At 41.9% G+C, this 18779-nt stretch carries 18 protein-coding genes and 2 pseudogenes; 12 read left to right on the forward strand and 8 right to left on the reverse strand.

All coding sequences use genetic code 11. From position 1 onward, the window contains the following. The 7 genes and pseudogenes from H9564_RS05930 to H9564_RS05960 form a co-directional block, all read left to right on the forward strand. Positions 1 to 169, forward strand: a pseudogene (locus tag H9564_RS05930) (IS30 family transposase); the annotation flags it as partial. 209 nt (positions 170 to 378) lie between these two features. Next, positions 379 to 870, forward strand: coding sequence for a hypothetical protein (locus tag H9564_RS05935; protein WP_191684581.1), 492 nt, complete (start codon positions 379 to 381; stop codon positions 868 to 870). Positions 871 to 1189: 319 nt separating this feature from the next. Beyond that, a complete protein-coding gene (locus H9564_RS05940; protein WP_191684582.1) occupies positions 1190 to 1450 on the forward strand; it encodes a hypothetical protein in 261 nt (86 codons plus the stop codon). 161 nt (positions 1451 to 1611) lie between these two features. Continuing rightward, the gene (locus tag H9564_RS05945; protein ID WP_191684583.1) at positions 1612 to 1929 is read left to right on the forward strand and encodes an MgtC/SapB family protein; all 318 of its coding nucleotides are present in this window, start codon (positions 1612 to 1614) and stop codon (positions 1927 to 1929) included. A 424-nt stretch (positions 1930 to 2353) separates the two neighbouring features. After that, positions 2354 to 2674, forward strand: a complete 321-nt coding sequence (locus tag H9564_RS05950; protein ID WP_191684584.1) for a MazG-like family protein — start codon at positions 2354 to 2356, stop codon at positions 2672 to 2674. An 11-nt stretch (positions 2675 to 2685) separates the two neighbouring features. Continuing rightward, entirely contained in the window at positions 2686 to 3513 is an 828-nt protein-coding gene (locus tag H9564_RS05955) for an exodeoxyribonuclease III (protein ID WP_191684585.1), read from the forward strand. Between the two features lie 95 nt (positions 3514 to 3608). Then, entirely contained in the window at positions 3609 to 4313 is a 705-nt protein-coding gene (locus H9564_RS05960; protein ID WP_191684586.1) for a matrixin family metalloprotease, read from the forward strand. 258 nt (positions 4314 to 4571) lie between these two features. On the opposite strand, the gene H9564_RS05965 is transcribed toward H9564_RS05960, so the two are convergent. Continuing rightward, positions 4572 to 6389, reverse strand: coding sequence for a heavy metal translocating P-type ATPase (locus tag H9564_RS05965; RefSeq protein ID WP_191684621.1), 1818 nt, complete (start codon positions 6387 to 6389; stop codon positions 4572 to 4574). Between the two features lie 301 nt (positions 6390 to 6690). On the opposite strand from H9564_RS05965, the gene H9564_RS05970 reads away from it, so the two are divergent. Genes H9564_RS05970 through H9564_RS05980 form a run of 3 tightly spaced genes read left to right on the forward strand, consistent with a single transcriptional unit; the run spans position 6691 to position 9859 of the window. Continuing rightward, positions 6691 to 7647 carry an aspartate carbamoyltransferase catalytic subunit gene (locus H9564_RS05970; RefSeq protein WP_191684587.1) on the forward strand — a complete coding sequence of 319 codons (957 nt, stop codon included), beginning with the start codon at positions 6691 to 6693 and terminating at the stop codon, positions 7645 to 7647. Beyond that, positions 7647 to 8945 (forward strand): dihydroorotase, encoded by a 1299-nt coding sequence (locus tag H9564_RS05975; protein WP_191684588.1) that lies wholly within the window; start codon positions 7647 to 7649, stop codon positions 8943 to 8945. The genes H9564_RS05970 and H9564_RS05975 overlap by 1 nt, the downstream gene beginning before the upstream one ends. After that, the gene (locus H9564_RS05980) at positions 8942 to 9859 is read left to right on the forward strand and encodes a dihydroorotate dehydrogenase (RefSeq protein ID WP_191684589.1); all 918 of its coding nucleotides are present in this window, start codon (positions 8942 to 8944) and stop codon (positions 9857 to 9859) included. The genes H9564_RS05975 and H9564_RS05980 overlap by 4 nt, the downstream gene beginning before the upstream one ends. A 65-nt stretch (positions 9860 to 9924) precedes the next feature. On the opposite strand, the gene H9564_RS05985 is transcribed toward H9564_RS05980, so the two are convergent. Together H9564_RS05985 and H9564_RS05990 are read right to left on the reverse strand one after the other, a co-directional pair. Beyond that, the gene (locus H9564_RS05985; RefSeq protein ID WP_404804687.1) at positions 9925 to 10647 is read right to left on the reverse strand and encodes an ion transporter; all 723 of its coding nucleotides are present in this window, start codon (positions 10645 to 10647) and stop codon (positions 9925 to 9927) included. 23 nt (positions 10648 to 10670) lie between these two features. Continuing rightward, complete coding sequence (locus H9564_RS05990) at positions 10671 to 11648, reverse strand: polyprenyl synthetase family protein (RefSeq protein ID WP_191684590.1); 978 nt, start codon at positions 11646 to 11648, stop codon at positions 10671 to 10673. Between the two features lie 73 nt (positions 11649 to 11721). Here H9564_RS05990 and H9564_RS05995 point away from each other — a divergent pair, with 73 nt between their 5' ends. Further along, positions 11722 to 12618: a prenyltransferase gene (locus H9564_RS05995; protein ID WP_191684591.1), complete on the forward strand. Its 897-nt coding sequence runs from the start codon at positions 11722 to 11724 to the stop codon at positions 12616 to 12618. Between the two features lie 359 nt (positions 12619 to 12977). On the opposite strand, the pseudogene H9564_RS09155 reads toward H9564_RS05995, so the two are convergent. From H9564_RS09155 to H9564_RS06015, 5 genes and pseudogenes are all read right to left on the reverse strand, one after another. Then, a pseudogene (locus tag H9564_RS09155) lies at positions 12978 to 13292 on the reverse strand (transposase); the annotation flags it as partial. A 12-nt stretch (positions 13293 to 13304) separates the two neighbouring features. Continuing rightward, on the reverse strand, positions 13305 to 14180 hold the full coding sequence (locus H9564_RS06000) for an IS110 family transposase (RefSeq protein ID WP_225209574.1): 876 nt from the start codon (positions 14178 to 14180) through the stop codon (positions 13305 to 13307). 242 nt (positions 14181 to 14422) lie between these two features. Continuing rightward, positions 14423 to 15127 carry a bifunctional demethylmenaquinone methyltransferase/2-methoxy-6-polyprenyl-1,4-benzoquinol methylase UbiE gene (gene ubiE, locus H9564_RS06005; protein ID WP_191684592.1) on the reverse strand — a complete coding sequence of 235 codons (705 nt, stop codon included), beginning with the start codon at positions 15125 to 15127 and terminating at the stop codon, positions 14423 to 14425. A gap of 13 nt (positions 15128 to 15140) precedes the next feature. Further along, positions 15141 to 16352: an MFS transporter gene (locus H9564_RS06010; protein ID WP_191684593.1), complete on the reverse strand. Its 1212-nt coding sequence runs from the start codon at positions 16350 to 16352 to the stop codon at positions 15141 to 15143. 62 nt (positions 16353 to 16414) lie between these two features. Then, entirely contained in the window at positions 16415 to 17782 is a 1368-nt protein-coding gene (locus tag H9564_RS06015; RefSeq protein ID WP_191684594.1) for an MFS transporter, read from the reverse strand. Positions 17783 to 17912: 130 nt separating this feature from the next. Here H9564_RS06015 and H9564_RS06020 point away from each other — a divergent pair, with 130 nt between their 5' ends. Continuing rightward, positions 17913 to 18767 (forward strand): metallophosphoesterase family protein, encoded by an 855-nt coding sequence (locus tag H9564_RS06020; protein ID WP_191684595.1) that lies wholly within the window; start codon positions 17913 to 17915, stop codon positions 18765 to 18767. Positions 18768 to 18779 lie beyond the last annotated feature (12 nt).

Genomic DNA, 18779 nt, shown 5'->3' on the forward strand with positions numbered 1-18779 from the left:
TACAAATGGATTAATCCGGGAATATTTTCCCAAGCGAACAGATATTGATAATTATACAGAACAGGACGTTGAACACTGCCAAAAGCAGTTAAATCAACGTCCGCGCAGAGTGGTAAACTGTGAAACCCTATATGAAGTATTTTTTGATAAACCGTTGCACTTAGTTTGACAATTCGCCCAACTGTTAGCTCGAATTCAAGCGCTACAGTGGGGCTAGCTCAGTACGATAAATCAAAAAAAGGCCGTTCGACCAAGGGGCAAGTACGCCCAAAATTGAGGATCAAAGATTTATCCAGCCCCATAATTTAGTAGCCTTTAGTAAAAACAGTACATCTTGTTTTGACTACGCCATAGCAGCACGAGAATTGGTCCAAAATTGTGCGGTATGCCGATATTAAACCTCGTATGAATAATTCGGGTATTTTGGTTACTGCTATAGTAATCTTGGGTGGTTGTTTATTCTTAAATGTTAAGAATAAATCAAATTCAAAAACTGAAAATCTTCGTATTGAAAATTCAGCAAAACGTAATTCTCAAAGTGAGAAGTCGTCATCTGGTTCTGGGTCGGCTAGTGATATCGAAGTTAATCAAACATCTGAAGAATCTCAAGAATCCAATACTGAGAATAGCGAAACAAGCTCAATTCCTAGTGGAAGTATAATTGTTCAAAATGGACCAGAGTTTAATTATAGGGCAGCACTAAAATTAGGAATAATTGACGCATCTGTATCAATTAGAGACTTCTACGAAAATTGTAGCGATGATGAAAACGGGTTTACTTACAATGGGATAAGGTACAATACACAAGTTATCAAGGATGGACATGAAAACGAATATCACTGTAATATTTTAGTAATTCCAGAAAGTTGAGGATAATATCATGAAGTATCGCGTTAAAATTCTTTTTAAGATACTGCTTATTCTTTCACTGTCTATTTTGGTAGTTTGTATTATCTTTTTCATGAAGAACCAAAGTAATACTATTAAGAATGATGCTGTGGTATCAAGTAAACAGTCAAAAATAAAACGAAGTCAAAAGAGAATAATACTTCAAAAAGTGATAGGAGTAATATACCAAAAGAAAACGGTGATTCGGAAAAAGGTAAACCGAATGAAGGAAAAACACTATACTTTAATACTGTTAATGAAGCCGAAGATACAATAAACCAACATAGAGCTACTTGTCCTTATGGTGGAGAACCATTTTATCCTGGGCTTGTATACTGGAACATATCGTTGCAAGTGCGGTCTCAAAATTATATGGTGGGATCAAGCTTTAAAAGATGGCTTTAATTCTGGCCATGGTGATGATCCAAGAGTAAGAACTATTATGGGTGAGGATACCTCGTCTAACGAAAGTAATAATAGTGAAGAGTCTAAGGAGAATTCTGAGGATCCTATAATTAATGATGAGAATAATCATGAGGCTCACACTGGATATGATAACTGATTATATATAGAAATTACTTTTGGGATATTTATAATCGTTAATGCTAAGAAATATAGAATTTCCTCGAGTCTTCTTCCCCAAGGCTCCTTTTTACTTTAAAACCACCTTCCGCCCTCTTGAAAGCGCTATAGTAGAAGTAAAAGGTTAGGGAGGAGTCGAAAATGGTTGAATTAGATTGGTGTCTGCGAATGATCTTGGCTGCAATCTGCGGTGACTTTATTGGCTTTGAACGAAAGACTAAAGCAAAGAATGCGGGTATTCGGACACATGCATTAATTGCGTTAGGTGCAGCAATGGCAATGCTTGTCTCTAAGTACGGATTCTTTGACTTATTAAAGATTACACATGAAAATTGGGCCGTCGATCCATCACGGATTGCGGCTCAGGTAATTAGTGGAATTGGTTTCTTGGGTGCTGGAACAATCCTTAACCGCCATAATCAGGTTATCGATGGTTTAACGACTGCGGCCGGTATTTAGGTTACTGGTGCAATTGGTTTAGCATACGGAAGCGGCTTATATAGTATTGGTGTTATTGGAACAGCATTTGTTCTGTTAGCGGAATTTCTTGGGAAGTACCTAAATAAATTTGCGGTTAACCAGGAAAAACAGGTTTCTTGGTTTATCCAATTAGCAGGGGATCCAGCTGAATTACACGCAATTATCAAGCACTTGCGGAAATATTTTAAAGGTGAATTAGGGTATTCACTATATGGCTATAGTGACCATGAAATTGCTTTTCGTATCTTTGGGAGTTTGAAGCCGGGGATTACTGTTGATGACGTCTTTACTGATTTGATTTCCCAAAAGAACATAAAGCGGGCAGAATTAGAATGAAGTAAGCCTAATTACCAGTTAATTTGGTAAGATAGAGGTTGAACTATTCGCATAAAGGAGCCTTAAAATGACTTACGAAGAATTAATTCCTAAGATTATGGAATGGGCGCACCAACGAAAAATTGACCAAGCCGATCCGCGAGTTGAATTCATGAAACTAGCGGAGGAAGTCGGCGAACTATCTGGCGCCTATAACAAGAAAAATCATGAACGGCTAGTTGATAGTATTGGCGATCTCCAAATTGCCCTATTAATTTTTTGTCGGTTGGTTGGTGTTGACCATAAAGAAGCATTGACTGCCGCATACCAAGAGATTGCACATCGTCAGGGTGAGACGACCCCGGATGGTGTTTTCATTAAACAAAGCGATATTGAGAAAGAAAACTAGGGGGAGTTACGATGAAACTAATTTCATGGAATATTGATTCAATCAACGCGGCCTTAACCGGGACTTCAACCAGGGCTAGTGAAACCCGGGAAGTCCTTCATAAAATCGCTGATGAAAAGCCGGATGTCATTGCGATCCAGGAAACGAAACTTTCCAAAAATGGTCCCACAAAGAAACACTTTGGAGTTCTTCAAGAGTTATTCCCAGATTACCAGGTAGCCTGGCGGAGTTCGGTTGAACCTGCACGGAAAGGCTATGCGGGAACGATGTACCTTTACTTGAAAAAGTATGAACCAACTGTTACCTACCCAAAAATTGGTGCACCGGAAACGATGGATGATGAAGGGCGGATTATTACACTTGAATTCCCCGATTTCTTTGTGACCGAGGTTTATACCCCTAATTCAGGAAGTGGCCTGAAGAGGCTAGCCAGTCGTCAACTTTGGGATGATTGTTACCGGAAATACCTCCATGAGCTGGACCAACAAAAACCGGTAATGGCGAGTGGTGACTTTAACGTTGCCCATGAGCCAATTGACTTGGCCCATCCAGAAAATAACCACCATTCAGCCGGTTATACTGATGAGGAACGGGAGCACTTTACTCAGCTGTTAGAAGCAGGCTTTACTGATAGTTTCCGTCACCTTAATCCCGATAAAGAAGGGGCTTACTCCTGGTGGGCTCAACGGGTAATCACCAGTAAGCAGAATAACTCTGGCTGGAGAATTGACTACTGGCTTGTTAGTGACCGGATCGCAGGTAAAATTAAGAATTCGATAATGATTGATTCTGGAGAACGGCGCGATCACACACCGATTGAATTGGAAATTGATCTTTAATTATAAAAAATACGACGATAATTAATAAAAACTTAATATCTTGGTCACACTTTGGTAAATATTATTGGATAGAATGATTAACATTAAGAAAGAAGGTGGCTGAGATAGGGATCTTTCGTCTTCTTAAACGATTGGTCGTTTGGACATTAATTATCGGTGGTTGCTGGTTATACTTTACTAATTCACAAATTCAAGCAGCATCAACTGCAATGATCTGGAACTTCCGTCAACGAATTGTTAATTTAATTGGCAATGGGGATGATACATCTACTCAGAGTTTAAACCTGAGCGATTCTTCCCAGAAAAACGAACAAACTAGTCAACAAAAGACTGATTCGACAACGATTCCTACCAATGGACGGTGGGCAACAAATACGGCAACGATCTACGTGAATACGGGTAATAAAACCCTTGATTCAGCTGCTCAATCAGCAATTCAGCAGTGGAACCAGACAGGGGCGTTTACTTTTCGCCCTGTTAATAGCAGTCAACAAGCGGAAATAGTTGTAAGTGCAATGGACAACGATAGTACTAATGCGGCTGGCTTGACTAAAACGTCATCAAACTCAATTAATAACCACTTTGTTCACGCCAACGTTTATTTAAACCAACGCTATCTTCTTGATCCGGAGTACGGTTATGATCAGCAGCGGATCGTTAACACGGCTGAACACGAACTCGGCCATGCAATTGGGCTTGATCACACCAAGCAAGTTTCTGTAATGCAGCCTGCTGGATCTTTCTATACCATTCAACCCGGTGACATCCAAGCCGTTAAAAAATTATATGCAACAAACTAAAAGGGATGAAGCTGGGAATTAACCTCCTCGAGAGCCTGGTTGGCTAACCTAGAACGATGAATGATGATGAAATCATCAGAATCGTTCGAAGCCAAATAGGCTTGCTCCGCTGCGTTAGACTCGAAGGCTCTGGTTACGACGCGAAGCTAGCCTATTCGGATTCTCGCGATTAGACTCTATAAGTTCGGAGACTATTAGTGACAGAAAGAGGATTGGAAAAATGTTTCGTTTTTCCAATCCTCATCTTTTTATATATATTTAATCCAATTTAATTTTCCGTGCCTTTAATGCCCACAAGATTGAAACCGTGTCGATAACTTCCTGAAACATTGCACCGACAAAGGCAGGTAGGATTCCGGTGCAAGCAATTAGCATTAGGATTGTACAAATCGCGATCCCAATTAACACGGCCTGCTTAGCAATTTTAATCGTGTCTTGCGAAATTTCCACAATTTTAGCGATTCGTGAAAGGTCATCCCGGATAATTACAACCGAAGCAGACTCACTAGCTGCAGTCGCACCATGAGCACCCATCGCGATTCCAACATCGGCGGTGACAAATGATGGAGCATCGTTAACACCATCCCCCACCATGAATACCGGGTGCTGATCTAGTGGGATGGCTTTTAATGCCGCAATCTTTCCTTGAGGCAGGAGGTTAGTCTTCACATCTGAAATCCCAACCTGCTTGGCAACCTCTTTAGCAAACGAGGCTTGATCTCCAGTTAGCATCATTAGATTAGTAACGCCCATTTTACGTAATTCATCCATTGTGCGTCGTGCTTCGGGACGAACATGGTCAACAAATGTGACTGCTCCGGCGTACTGACCATCAATCGCAATATAAACAGCAGTATAGGGGAGGAGTTCCTGCTTCCCGGCTGGATCAACGAATGTGAGTTTCCCGATTTTTAGTTGGTGATCGTCAACCCTTGCAGTAATTCCCTTTCCGGTTAACTCCTGTAGCTCTTTAACTGGACTTAACTTAATCGACTGCTTTTTAGCATAGTTAATTAGCGACCGGGCAAGAATATGTGATGACTCACTTTCGGCACTAGCAGTAAGTTTAAGAACTTCCTCACTAGTAAATTTAGTATTGGGCGCAACGATAACTTGACCGACTTCCAATTGTCCGTTGGTGATCGTTCCGGTCTTGTCAAAGGCCCCGGTTTTCGCATTCGCTAATTTTTCCAGGACGGTTCCTGTTTTAACTACAATCCCGTTTCGTGAAGCCCGGCTCATCCCCGAGACCATTGCGATCGGTGCCGCCAAAATTAACGGGCATGGTGAGGCGACCACCAGAACTTCCGCAATCCGAACGGGGTTACCAGACCACCACCACGCAGCGAGTGCGATGACAATCGCTACAATTGTGAAGGGTACGGCATAGTGATCGGCAAGGCGGACAAAGTGGGCTGGGGAGGATTCAGCGGTTTTAACTAACTTAACCAGTTGTTGGTATTGGCTATCCTTAGCCAACTTTGTAACCCTAATTGTAATTGAATTAGCACCGTTCACTGAACCGGACATTACCTGGTCGCCAGGAATCTTACTTACTGGTCGTGATTCACCAGTTAGCGATGACTCATCAAGGTCACTTTGTCCAGTAATTACTTTACCGTCAAGGGGAATAATTTCGCCTGGCTTAACAATAACATCGGCACCAACCGGAACTTCCTTGACTCCTACGTCAATAGTAGTCCCATCCTTAACCACATGAGCAGTTTGCGGAGTATTGTCAAGGAGTGTCTTCAACTCGGTATTAGCCTTCTTTGCTGCGTAATCTTCTAGGGCATCTCCACCAGTGAGCATCACTAGAATCACCATTGCGGCCCAGTATTCACTAACTGCCAGGGTTGCCACTACTGCTAGAATTGCCAGCAAATCCACCCCGTAGTCACCAGTACGGATCGACTTAACCATCCCGATAAACATCGAAAGGGCGACGACCGCTCCAACGACCGTTACAAGAATTTGGGCAAGGAGCGGGTAACCACAAGCATACTGTAAAATTACCGCCACAGCAGCGATAATAATAATTAAACAAAGCTTTTGCTTATTTGATAATTTTTGCACCATTATGCCTCCCAGATTATTTTCACTTTTAATTATACGTTAAATAACTGTCGATATATATGTGCTCGCCTATTTTTATTAATTAATAAAATTATTGGCCAAATTTGATTGACATTTTGCGATGGTGAGAGTAAATTATTAACAACAATCAATGTCCTTTAATTTAGTCCCGTGAGGCTAGAAAGACGACTTTTTCAAAGTAAGATTAACTAACTTTAAAAAAATTCGTTAACACCAGGCCTCCAATGTGCCTGGTGTTTTTCTTTAGGGCAAATTTTAAATAAAGGAAGTTAATTCAATTATGACTGAATTACCATTAGTTAAGCTCCCCCACTTTGTTACTGTTGAAGATTTAGCAGCAGAACAAGTCCTCTCACTCATTCACCGTGCTGAATATTATAAAGACGGCGGAAAGACACCAACGTTAACTAAGTCAGTTTACGTTACTAACGCCTTCTTTGAAAATTCAACGCGGACGCACACCAGTTTTGAGGTTGCAGAAAAGCGTCTTGGCTTAACCGATATCTTTTTCGATCCCCAACACAGTTCAGTTAAAAAGGGTGAAACCATGTACGACACGATGTTGGTAATGGATGCTCTTGGGGTAGACTTAGCGGTTATCCGTCATTCAACTAATGCTTACTATGAACCATTAATTCATCCTCAAGCAGGTTCCCACCTTGATATGGGAATTGTTAATGCCGGTGATGGTTCGGGACAACACCCATCCCAAAGTATGCTTGACATGATGACAATTCATGAACACTTTGGCCACTTTGACGGCCTCAAAGTTGGGATCATTGGAGACATTACCAACTCCCGTGTAGCCGGTAGTAATATGGAAATCTTAAACCGTCTCGGCGCTTCGGTTTACTTCTCCGGTCCTGACTACTGGTACGACCACGCATTTGATAAGTACGGCAAGTTCATGCCCCTTGATGACTTAGTTAGTGAAATGGACGTCCTCATGCTCCTTCGGGTTCAACACGAACGTCACGCTGGGGATGCCAATGAAGCAAAGTTTTCAGCCGAATCCTACCATGAAAAGTATGGAATTAACGAAGCACGTTACAACCGGATGAAGAAGAATGCGATCATTATGCACCCGGGCCCAATTAACCACGATGTTGAATTAGCAGGAAGCCTGGTAGAAGCACCTAACTGCAAGTTTTATGAACAAATGCAGAACGGGGTCTTCATGCGGATGGCAATGTTAGAAGCAGTTCTTCGCGGACGGAAGTTAGGTGGCTTGGACTAATGAAAATGCTAATTAAGGATGGTCAATGTTTCGTCAATGGCCGATTAGTGGAGACGGACGTTTTAGTCCAAGCGGGTAAGATTCAAGCCTTGGGAAAAGGACTAATTGCCGAAGAAAAGGCTGACCAAGTGATTGATGCTCATGATAAATTAGTTGCTCCGGGATTAGTGGATGTTCATGTTCATTTCCGGGATCCCGGCTTCACTTATAAGGAAACGGTCGAAACAGGGAGTAAGGCTGCTGCTCATGGTGGCTTTACAACCGTGGGGGCAATGCCCAATGTAGATCCCGTTCCTGATACTCCAAACAAAATTCGTCAAATGGTTGAGCATAATCAAAAAACTGGTGTTGTTCATATTGCTCAATATTCAAGTGTCACGGTCAATCGACAGGGTGATCACCTGGTTAATTTTCAGGCAATGAAGGATGCCGGAGCTTTTGCCTTTAGCAATGATGGCAGTGGAATTCAAACCGCTGGGACAATGTATCAGGCAATGGCCGGAGCAGCTAAGGTTGGCTTACCCTTAGCTGCCCATGTTGAGGATAATTCCCTTCTTTTTGGTGGAGTGATGACTGCGGGAAAACGGGCAGATGAACTTGGCCTTCCTGGGGCACCAAGCGTTTCCGAATCGGCACAGATTGCCCGGGATTTAGTCCTTGCTAAGGCAACGGGGGTTCATTACCATATTTGCCACGTTTCAACGAAGGAAAGCGTTGAATTAGTTCGCCTTGCGAAAAAAGAGGGAGTTAATGTGACCTGTGAAGTAACACCACACCACCTCTTACTAGCTGACCGGGATATTCCTGCAAATAATTCGTACTTTAAGATGAACCCACCGCTTCGGCATGAGGAAGATCGTCAGGCAGTGATTGAGGGACTGCTTGATGGCACAATTGATATGATTGCCACCGATCATGCTCCTCATTCTCAAGAAGAAAAGCCACAAAACGACATGCGTGGTGCTGCAAACGGGATTACCGGGAGTGAAACTGCTTTTGCGATGCTTTATACCAAGTTTGTCCGGTCAGGGATCTTTAGTTTGTCCCAATTATTAAACTGGATGAGTACGGTTCCAGCAGAGCAATTTGGCCTAAAGAACGCTGGCCACTTGGAACCGGGACAACCGGCCGACATCGCAATTTTTAACTTGAATACCGAACGGCGGATTACCGAAGAGGGTTACCGTTCAAAGGGAGTCAATAATCCCTTTACTGGCCAACAGGTATATGGAACCACGGATCTAACCTTGGTAGATGGTAAAGTTGCTTATTCACGAAATGGGGAGGAATTTGCATGACAGATGTACGCGTTGCCGTAAACTTACCTGGCTTGAAAATGAAAAACCCAGTGATGCCCGCTTCAGGAACCTTTGGCTTTGGGGATGTCCCCCAGGCACGCAAGTATGACCTTAACCGACTTGGGGCAATTGTAATTAAAACGACCACACCCCAAGCGCGGACAGGGAATCCGCAACCGCAAATTGCTGTATTAGGGGATGGGGTCTTAAATTCGGTTGGCTTAACAAACCCTGGAGTAAAGGTGGTTGCAGAAGAAAAGATTCCCCAACTAAAGCGGCAATATCCAGACTTACCGTTAGTTGCAAGTGTTGGTGGGGCAAGTGTTGAGGATTATGTTAAGGTTACCCAGCAATTAGTAGCAACAAAACTAGTAGATGCATTAGAGATAAATATCTCTTGTCCAAATGTTAAACATGGGGGAATGGCATTTGGGACTGATCCTAAGATTGCGGAAAAACTAACGCAGGCTGTTAAGGTGGCAAGCGGGGGTGTCCCAGTCTATGTTAAGTTAACGCCGAACGTTACTGATATTGTTGAGATTGCAAAGGCTGTAGAGGCAGGGGGTGCCGATGGCCTGAGTATGATTAATACTTTATTGGGGATGAAGATTAATCTTAAAACCCGAAAACCAGTTTTGGGTAATGTGATGGGTGGCCTTTCTGGAACTGCTATTAAGCCATTAGCTATCCGGATGATTTACCAGGTTTCCCATGCCGTTAATATTCCAATTATTGGTGAAGGAGGAATTGCGTCCGCAGAAGATGTGATCGAATTCTTTCTAGCTGGTGCCTCTGCCGTTCAGGTTGGTTCTGCTCATTTTCATGATGCATTTGCCATGCCACATATCATTGAGCAGTTACCTCAAGCAATGGCAAAATTAGGGATTGGCTCTTTAGCAGAGCTAAATAAATAAAATAAGCTTTCGTATAGAGAAAACTCCAGAGCTCGAAGATTCGAGCTCTGGAGTTTTTTATACTATCATTCACTCTTTTTCTCAATTTTAGCCAGGTGTTCATTTAATTTCTTTAATTCAGCCCGTAATTCTCGGTTTTCTTTTTCGATCACGTCTAATTTATCCTGGACTTGGTTATTATCTTCTTGGGAGAAGTAGTCAGTAATAGTACTTGTAATAACTCCAATCAGGCCAATCCCGACTAACATTAGCAGGACACCGGCGATTCGTCCAATTGTGGTTTTAGGTGAAATATCACCATAACCAACAGTGGAAGCAGTTGTGATTGCCCACCAAAGAGCATTTGAGAAAGGTGTCTTTTCGGAAACACTATACATGGCGGCAGAAATTAACAGAACCGTACAAGTAACGTAAATATAATAAAGAAGGCCATCCTTTTCAATGAATTTATTTAGTCGACCGGTTAACCCAACTAATCTAGCAATTCGTAAAATAGTAAAGGCTCTCCCTATTCGATTCCACCGGAAGATCCCGACAAGACCACCGACTGGAATAATCGAAAGTAGATCAAAAATATTATGTTTAAAAAACTTCTTCTTATCCTTGGCGAGGAAAAAGCGGGTAAAGTAATCAACTGTAAAAATAACTAGGATCCCGTTATTGACTGCTTTGAATGGTTCAGTATTAAGGTCAAGTTCGTGAGCAAAGTCAAACGCAATGAGGAGGATCGAGACGACCGCCAGGATTGCCATTGTCAGAAGATATAAAATGTATAATTGTCGTTTCACATTATTACTTCCTTATGCTTACCTTACATTGAGCGATCTAAGAGTTGGGTGGTGACCTTCTTTAATAATTTTTGCGTATTACTTGTTGGTAACTCATCAATTAGCTGTAACGCCTTTTTAGTAAACTTTCTAGCAAGTGCGTGTGCCATTTTAACACCGCCATATTGGTTGACCAGTTCTTGGACCTTTAGGGTATCTTCATCTGTCATGAATTGTTTCTTTGTGAGGTATGGTCTAAGCTCTTGGTGGTGTTCCCTAAGAATAAGAAGTAAGGGGAGCGAATAAACGCCAGTCGAAAGATCTTCGAGAATTGGTTTATTTAATTTACCATCTGTACTGTAGTCGAGAATGTCATCCAGAATTTGAAAAGTGATTCCGATGTTTTGTCCAATGTGTTTTGCAAGATGGACCACTTTTGGATCGGCACCCCCAAAATAAGCCCCTTCTTGTGCTGCCAAACTGAACAAGGTGGCAGTCTTACCATTAATATTTCGGTAATATTCAAGAAGTGATTGTTGTTGGTAGCGTTTGTCCATCTGACCAAGTTCACCAGCCAAAATTTTTCTCATTGCTTGAGCATTCGTTGTCAGGTATGGTGAGTTACTCATAGTTTCTACCAAAAGATCGAAGAAAACTGTAAATAGAAGATCACCACTATAAACCGCAGTATCTTTGCCAAAGGCGGCCTGAATACTCTTTGCCCCTCGACGTTCAGGTGAATCATCAATTACATCATCATGAATTAATGTAGCCATGTGGAGGATTTCTAGTGACGAAGCAATTTTAATTAGTTTAGTGCTGTTCCAATTACTTTTGCCGCCAAGCCGTGCAAATGTTAGGCAAAAAGCGGGGCGTAAATATTTACCACCTTGTGAAGCCATTTGTTTTAATGCGGCTTGTAAATCCTGATTACTAACGGTTATTCGTTGGTTAATTAGACGGTTAACTTCTTTTAATGCATTATTTAATTGTGGATCACTACGAAAATAATGTTTGTCCATTGAATGATAATTCCTTTGTATTGGTGTACTATCATATTGTAACAGTAATTTTAAATGAATGGGAAGTATGATTGTGTCATTAGATGTCTTTTTAGAATTAGTTGAAATTAAAGCGAAAACTGCTAGTATCCTCCCGATGCTTCTTGGAGTCTGTATGAGTGTTTATTATTACCACTCGTTTAATCTTGTTAACTCAATCCTCTTCTTTGTGGCGATGCTACTGTTTAACATGGCAGTCGACATGATGGATAATTATAACGATTATAATCACGCGGTCGATACTAAGGATTATAAGAAAAATACTAATATTATTGGGCGAGAAAAGATTTCTCCAAAATTGGTATTGTCCTTAATCTTAATTTTTAGCATCATCGCAGCGTTAATCGGGATTTATTTGGTAACCCGGGTTGGTTTGCCGCTCTTGTGGATGGGAATTTTCTGCTTTGCTGTGGGGATCCTTTATTCGTCAGGACCATTTCCACTTAACAGTCTTCCAGTTGGTGAGTTTTTCTCTGGATTTACAATGGGCTTTATGATTATGCTGATTTCGGTTTACATCAATAAGACTGGTAATTTTGACTGGAGCTGGCGGAACCTAATTAAAATCTGGCTGGTTGCCTTGCCATGTGAACTCTGGATCTCAAATTTAATGTTGGCTAACAATATCTGTGACGCCCAAGAAGATGAAGATAATCATCGGCACACGATTATTCACTTTATCGGAGTCAAGCAAGGACTCAATAGTTTCACGACCAAAAACGTAATTGCCTTCTTAGCAATTATTACCGCCGTTATGGCTCGCCTTGCTCCCTGGACAATGCTTCTGACGCTTCTAATTATTCCGTTTGTAGTTAAACAAACCAAACTTCTCTATCATGAGCAAGTCAAAAAACGCACTTTCCCCTGTGCCGTCAAAATTCTCCTCGTCGGCTCCCTTATTCAAGTAATAACGTATGGGATTGGAATTTAGATTAGAGTGCGAGCCAGCGAAGGACTTGCGGAAAGCTAGCGATTTCTCCACTGAACGGCGAGTAAGTCGTCGGAAGTGGAGGTCGTTAGCTTGAGGAAGGCTCGACTGAGTATGCTTTGACTTTGTTGCCTTAGTTAGTAGTAATTGAAGTTCAAAGTAGAATAACATGTATTGTTTCTACGCTTAGTCAAGAGAAATTACCGACATTATTTGCTTTCATGTTGGCAGTTCCTCTTTTCTTTTGGTTTAAATTAAAGGATATGACTGGCGAAAGCCTATTTAAAGGTACGACAAAAAAGCCCATTGTCGAGAAATGATTTAACAGTGGACTGAACCCTTAATTTGAATCAATTTCTTGGTTATCCTTTAGCTAATGTATAATCGTAAAATTGATTATTTATGACGAGATGATAAATTGTGCGTAATAGACGGTGGATGGTAGCGATGGCAATCTTTTTAGTGCCATGTTGACCATCTTCTTTTTTTCTACGCTGATAATAGTCATTAATATGGTTAGGGTGGTAGTGAGCGGCGGAAGCGATATTTTGAATTGCTTTGAATAGGATCTTCCTGACAACAGTGTTTCCTCGTTTACTAATGTGGTCAGTAGCTATATATTCTCCTGATTCGTAATGACGAAGATCAATCCCGATAAAGGCGTTCAGAGCGTTACTGTTTCTAAATCGTCAAATATCCCCAAGTTCGCCAAGAAGAGAGACGACGGTGCGGATGCCTAATCCAGGAATGCTTAAAAGTTTATTGTACTCGGGTAAGCTTTTAGCCAACTCTGTCATTTGCTCGATAATATGATCCTTTAACTTTGTTTCTCCTTGGATCTGATTAACGAGGTGTTTAACTTGCTGATATACGGGAGAATCATCATCAACTGCTGAATACGAGATGCCGGCAGCGCTATAAAGGCTGTGTGCTATCTGTTCTGCACGAGCACGAGAAATTCTTTTATTGGTTCCATGCTGAATAGTGTCGGTTAATTCAGTAAACGTAAGCTCTTGAGTTACGCGCTTAGCATGGGCAAATTGGCTAACTATTGACCAATAGAGTTCATTATTCGTATTACTTAAGACGTCTTCTATTTCGGGAAAAACTAGCTGTAACGCACGATGAAGTCGATTTTTATGGGTGGCGACATCTTTAGTCACTTCCTGATAAAAACGACTGTAGTCCATTAGCTTACGGTAAGTGGGACTGATTTTGTAAGTAATAGCACGCTTCATAATAAATTGAGTTTCAGCTAAATGACGAGCATCATTACGATCTGTCTTATATGGTCGAAGACTATCAAGTTGTTTCTTAGCTACTAATGGATTTAGACAGGTATAATTACGCCCTAAATCATCTAAGAAACGTTGAAGTCGCCTGGAGTATACGCCAGTTGCTTCGAAGACGATCTCTGGATCATTAAAAGAAGCCAAAGCTTTTTCTAGCTTAGTAAAACCATCTCGATTTAAAGGGAGTTTAGTTTCATTAAATAATATCTTATCAATAACGATAGCCACACTAATTGAATCTTTACTAATATCGATTCCAAACACACATTGCATCAAGTTACATCTCCTTGTGAAGCTCAATCGTTCCTTCCATTTCTAATTTTCTATACACGACTTTAAAGCCAGCAGACTCAAAACAGATTATGAAAGGAAAATGAAGTTGCCACTTTTTATTACGACATCGAGTGTCAAAGTACTTTGCGACATGTCAACTTCAGTAATTGCTTTTAAACGAAAAAAGCAATGAAATCCTTAATCCGTCGATTAAAAATTCCATTACTAATCTTAGTCTGTTTTCATTCTTTAATCCCAAAATGAAGTGCAGCGGCACCAAGGTTAAGTGGTGTATAGTTTACCGACTTAAATCCAGCGTCCTCCATCATCTTAGCTAACTGCTTAGCGGAGACGAACTGTTGACTCGTCTTTTGGAGGTACTGGTAATCCTTTATGTGACCACCTGCAACTTTAGCTAGGTAAGGGAAGGCTTTAAAATATGCTTTCCATCCAAGCTTGACTAGTGAATTAGTCGGCTGTGACATTTCAAGAACTCCTAGCTGACCACCGGGTTTCAGTACCCGGTAAATTTCAGCTAATGCTTTATCGGCGTCCGGAACGTTCCGCAAGCCAAAACCAATGGTGACAATATCAAAGGATTCGTCGTCCAACGGGAGGTTCATCGCATCCCCGTTAATCAAGATTAAGTTCGGGATCGCCTTTGTTTTACGCTTCGCAATCTTTAACATTGCTGCATTAAAGTCGACCCCGGTAACACGACCTTGGGGTAATCGTTTTGCCATCGCAATTGCTAAATCCCCCGTCCCGCAGCAAATATCAAGCGCTTTAACTCCAGGCTTGAATTCTAACCCTGCCAGGAGCTTCTTTCGCCAGAGCTTCTGCGTTCCCAAACTAATCACATTGTTGAGCTTGTCATAGTGGGGCGCTACTCGAGTGAATAGCTGGTTAACTTCGTCTTCATTTTTTAAATGGTTTGTTTTTGTCATGGCTAACATCTCCCTAGTTGGTAGCGGTCTTCTTTGGTTGAACAAGGACAATCAAGATGAAGTTTATGAGTAAAGTAAGTCCGGTAATCGCAAAGACCATTGGGTATGAGGATAACCCGGAAATAACAGAGCCTAGCAACGAACCAAACACCGCACCCCCGGCTTGGAAGGACTGGTTAATACTGAAGACCCGTCCAAAGGCTTCCGTTGGTACGTTAAGGGTAAGAACAGTTTGCGCAGCGGGCATTAAGGCAGCGTTTGCGAAGCCAAGGAGGAACCGCCAAAAGGCCAATGACCAAGGTGAGTGGGTAAATGTCATCGGGATAAAGAGGATAAAGGCAGTGATTAAACCGATTCGCAAAACCCTTTCTGGCCCAATCTTATCCATTGTATGACCGACTTTAGAAGCGGCAGTCAATGTTCCGAGTCCTGGCGTTGCGGCGACAATCCCGGCAACAAAGGCAATGTTCCCGTGGTTATGCATCAACTGACGGACATATAAACTGATGATTGGACTGATGGACATTGATGATACCATTACGATCAGGGTCGTAAAGAAAGTAACAAAGATTAATTTTAGGTTCGGAATATCAGCCATTACTTCCCGAATAGGGTGCATCTTTTCCTTCTTGATTGGAACAAAATGCCGTTCCTTAACCAAAAAAGTAGTGCTAAGGAATACGCAGAACATTAAGAACCCGGTAATAAAGAAGGGGATCCGGTAACCAAATGAACCGGAAAGAGCCCCACCAAGCAATGGGCCAACCAGGTTTCCGGCAATTCCGGCGGTTGAAATGGCGGACATTGCCCAACCAGATTTACTGTGGGGTGTTTCACCAGCGATTAATGCTGCAGCGTTGTTAATATAGCCAGAAAAAGCACCTTGAAGGAACCGCATTCCGATGATCATCCACGCTGATTGAGAAAGCCCCGTAATAAAGATGGTACAGGCCATCACTCCTGAAGCCCGCATACACATTAGTTTTCGGCCCTTTTGGTCAGCGAGGCTTCCCCAGAGTGGAGAAACAATTGCCTGGCTAACGAAGGTCGCACCGAATGCTAGACCGGAGTAGAAGTTTAATTGGAATTTGGAAAAATCGCCAAGTTCGTTAATAAAGAGTGAAACGAACGGCATCGTCATTGAGAATCCCATCCCGGTTATAAAACAGCCAATCCATAACGAATAGAAAGTTTTGCGCCACTGGGGAGATAGCTCAGAATCCATATAAATATTTGCTCCTTTATAATTGTAATAATTATGAGTATAACAAGTTCCCATACAAGAAGCTATTTCTTGTTAGCTTTCTTAATATTTAAATAATGATAGAAGCTTAAAATCATTAGGATCACCATAATCACGGTTGACCACATTCCATAGCGGATCCCGCTTACTAATGAAGCAGGGGTGTTGGCAATTACCACGCAGAGGGTAACTGAAACAGCTCCTGATATCTGGCGAAGAGTGTTATTGAGGGCTGTTCCGTGACTATTTTCTTCCTTGCTCAAGTCAGAGAATGCTTCCGATAGGGCCGGACTGAAGACAAAGGCATTCCCAATCATCCGCAGCATGTAAGCCACTGTAAGAATAATGACTGAAGAGTGGTTATTAACTAAGACTAATGGAATCGAAGCCACAAGCATGATTACAGCACCGATTGTAACGAGCCATTTTGGACCATACTTGTCATAAATGGGACCAACAAAGTAAGCGGTGATTGCGTTACCAATTGCTCCAGGAAGAAGGATTAACCCCGAGAGAAAACTTCCCATTCCGAGAATCTTTTCCGTATAGATTGGCATCAGTTGTTCGGTTCCCAGAAGAACCATGAAGGTAAAAATTCCGACAATTGTCATCCACCGGAAAGAAGGGTAAGTAAAGATTTGAACCTTTAACATTGGGTTCTTCAGGTGAAGTTGTCGCTTAGTAAAGACAGCGATAATAAGGAGCCCAATGATTAACATTGCTAAACCGTACCACAGGTTAATTTGGAAAACAGTTAAGCTTCCTAGCGCTAGTCCAGAACCAATTAAAGAAATTAAAACTGAAAGATAGTCGATCTTGATTGGTCGTGGGGTAGAAAAGTTTGGTAACTTTAGGTACCCGACAATAAATGCCAGGATCATTAATGGAAGGACTAAAATGAACAGCCAGCGCCACGAGAGAAATTCCAGGATTAACCCAGAAATTGTTGGCCCCAGAGCTGGCGCTGCAGAAATGACCAGACTAGACAAGCCGAGGATTGCGCCCCGTTTTTCGATTGGGTAGATTGAAATCATGGTTGTCATTTGGAATGTCATGAGCATTCCCCCAGCACAGGCCTGGATTAGACGAGCTAACAAGAGGGTAGCAAAGTTATTAGCGAAACAGCCTACCAATGTCCCAAGAATAAATGTTCCGATAATTCCAGTAAAGACGTGTCGGTTGGTAAACTTTTCATACATATTAGATGAAAGTGGGGTTACAATCCCAATGATTAAGGTATACCCGGTTGTTAACCACTGTACCGCATTTAATGAGACGTGAAGATCCTCCTGAATAACTGGCAGTGCCGTTACCATCATGGTTTGGCTTGCTAAACTGATAAAACAGGTGCCAAGTAACACAGCAGTCACAATTCGGCGGATCCGTGGATTAATTTGACCTTGTTGATTCACACTATTACTCCTTTATTTTAGACTACTAAAATAGTTTACCATGCACTGTCAAATCAAATTTTGCATCAGTTAAACATTCTTTTGGTACAATAAAAAGTAAAATGTGATTCTAGGAGAGGGAGCAGGCTTAATGAAGACAAGGATTGCAGTCTTTTCTGATGTCCATGGAAACCTAAGTGCGATGCGGGCAATGTACCGTGATAGTCGTCAACAACATGTTGATCAGTACTGGTTTGTGGGTGACCTATTGATGCCAGGGCCAAGTGTAAGCGAAATCTGGCGGTTATTTAAGATAATTAATCCAACGGTGATTGTCCGGGGAAATTGGGATGATCTGGTGGTAAATGGTGTCCGGGGGAAGATGGACGTGAAATTTCCATCCCACATTTACTTTGCTCGGTTAGCCCAGTATGTTGGTCAAAACGCGCCACGGGGGATGGTCGAAGAGATTGCTAATTGGCCATTGCATGTCACAAAAAAGGTTGGTCCACTTAACTTTGGAATTTCCCATAACCTGCCATGGTTAAATATGGGTCAGGATCTCTTCCCAACACAGTCAACACAGAATTTTGATCAACTTTTTCCACCTGAAGATCCAGCAATTGATGTCGCAATTTATGCCCATGTTCACCATGAAATCATGCGCTATGCTAGTGATGAGCGGATTGTGATGAATCCGGGAGCAGTTGGTGAACCATTTAATGGTTGGGATAAGCTCCACCGTGATATGCGCGCCCATTACCTGGTGATTGAGGTGGATGATATGGGGATGGCATCCGTCAACTTACGTCATGTTGGGTATGACCGGAAAGCTGAGCAGGCGATTGCTGATCAGTCTGCAGTTCCGTATCTCGAGCTTTATGACTTGATGATGAAGACGGGTCGGGCATATACTCATGATCCAGAAAAGTTAACCCGGCTTAACCATAAATATGACTATGCACAACAGTATTTAGACTACTGCAAACGAATTGGTCAAAAATAGTCAAACTTTTCT

This window comes from Limosilactobacillus avistercoris, assembly GCF_014836425.1.
GTDB classification, from domain to species: domain Bacteria; phylum Bacillota; class Bacilli; order Lactobacillales; family Lactobacillaceae; genus Limosilactobacillus; species Limosilactobacillus agrestimuris.

What these genes read in the sequence shown, in the direction of transcription:
- H9564_RS05940 (WP_191684582.1), top strand. Translation starts at nt 1,190, where the DNA reads ATGGTGGAGAACCATTTTATCCTGGGCTTGTATACTGGAACATATCGT.
- H9564_RS05945 (WP_191684583.1), top strand. Translation starts at nt 1,612, where the DNA reads ATGGTTGAATTAGATTGGTGTCTGCGAATGATCTTGGCTGCAATCTGC.
- H9564_RS05950 (WP_191684584.1), top strand. Translation starts at nt 2,354, where the DNA reads ATGACTTACGAAGAATTAATTCCTAAGATTATGGAATGGGCGCACCAA.
- H9564_RS05955 (WP_191684585.1), top strand. Translation starts at nt 2,686, where the DNA reads ATGAAACTAATTTCATGGAATATTGATTCAATCAACGCGGCCTTAACC.
- H9564_RS05970 (WP_191684587.1), top strand. Translation starts at nt 6,691, where the DNA reads ATGACTGAATTACCATTAGTTAAGCTCCCCCACTTTGTTACTGTTGAA.
- H9564_RS05975 (WP_191684588.1), top strand. Translation starts at nt 7,647, where the DNA reads ATGAAAATGCTAATTAAGGATGGTCAATGTTTCGTCAATGGCCGATTA.
- H9564_RS05980 (WP_191684589.1), top strand. Translation starts at nt 8,942, where the DNA reads ATGACAGATGTACGCGTTGCCGTAAACTTACCTGGCTTGAAAATGAAA.
- H9564_RS05990 (WP_191684590.1), bottom strand. Translation starts at nt 11,648, where the DNA reads ATGGACAAACATTATTTTCGTAGTGATCCACAATTAAATAATGCATTA.
- H9564_RS06000 (WP_225209574.1), bottom strand. Translation starts at nt 14,180, where the DNA reads ATGCAATGTGTGTTTGGAATCGATATTAGTAAAGATTCAATTAGTGTG.
- ubiE (WP_191684592.1), bottom strand. Translation starts at nt 15,127, where the DNA reads ATGACAAAAACAAACCATTTAAAAAATGAAGACGAAGTTAACCAGCTA.
- H9564_RS06010 (WP_191684593.1), bottom strand. Translation starts at nt 16,352, where the DNA reads ATGGATTCTGAGCTATCTCCCCAGTGGCGCAAAACTTTCTATTCGTTA.
- H9564_RS06020 (WP_191684595.1), top strand. Translation starts at nt 17,913, where the DNA reads ATGAAGACAAGGATTGCAGTCTTTTCTGATGTCCATGGAAACCTAAGT.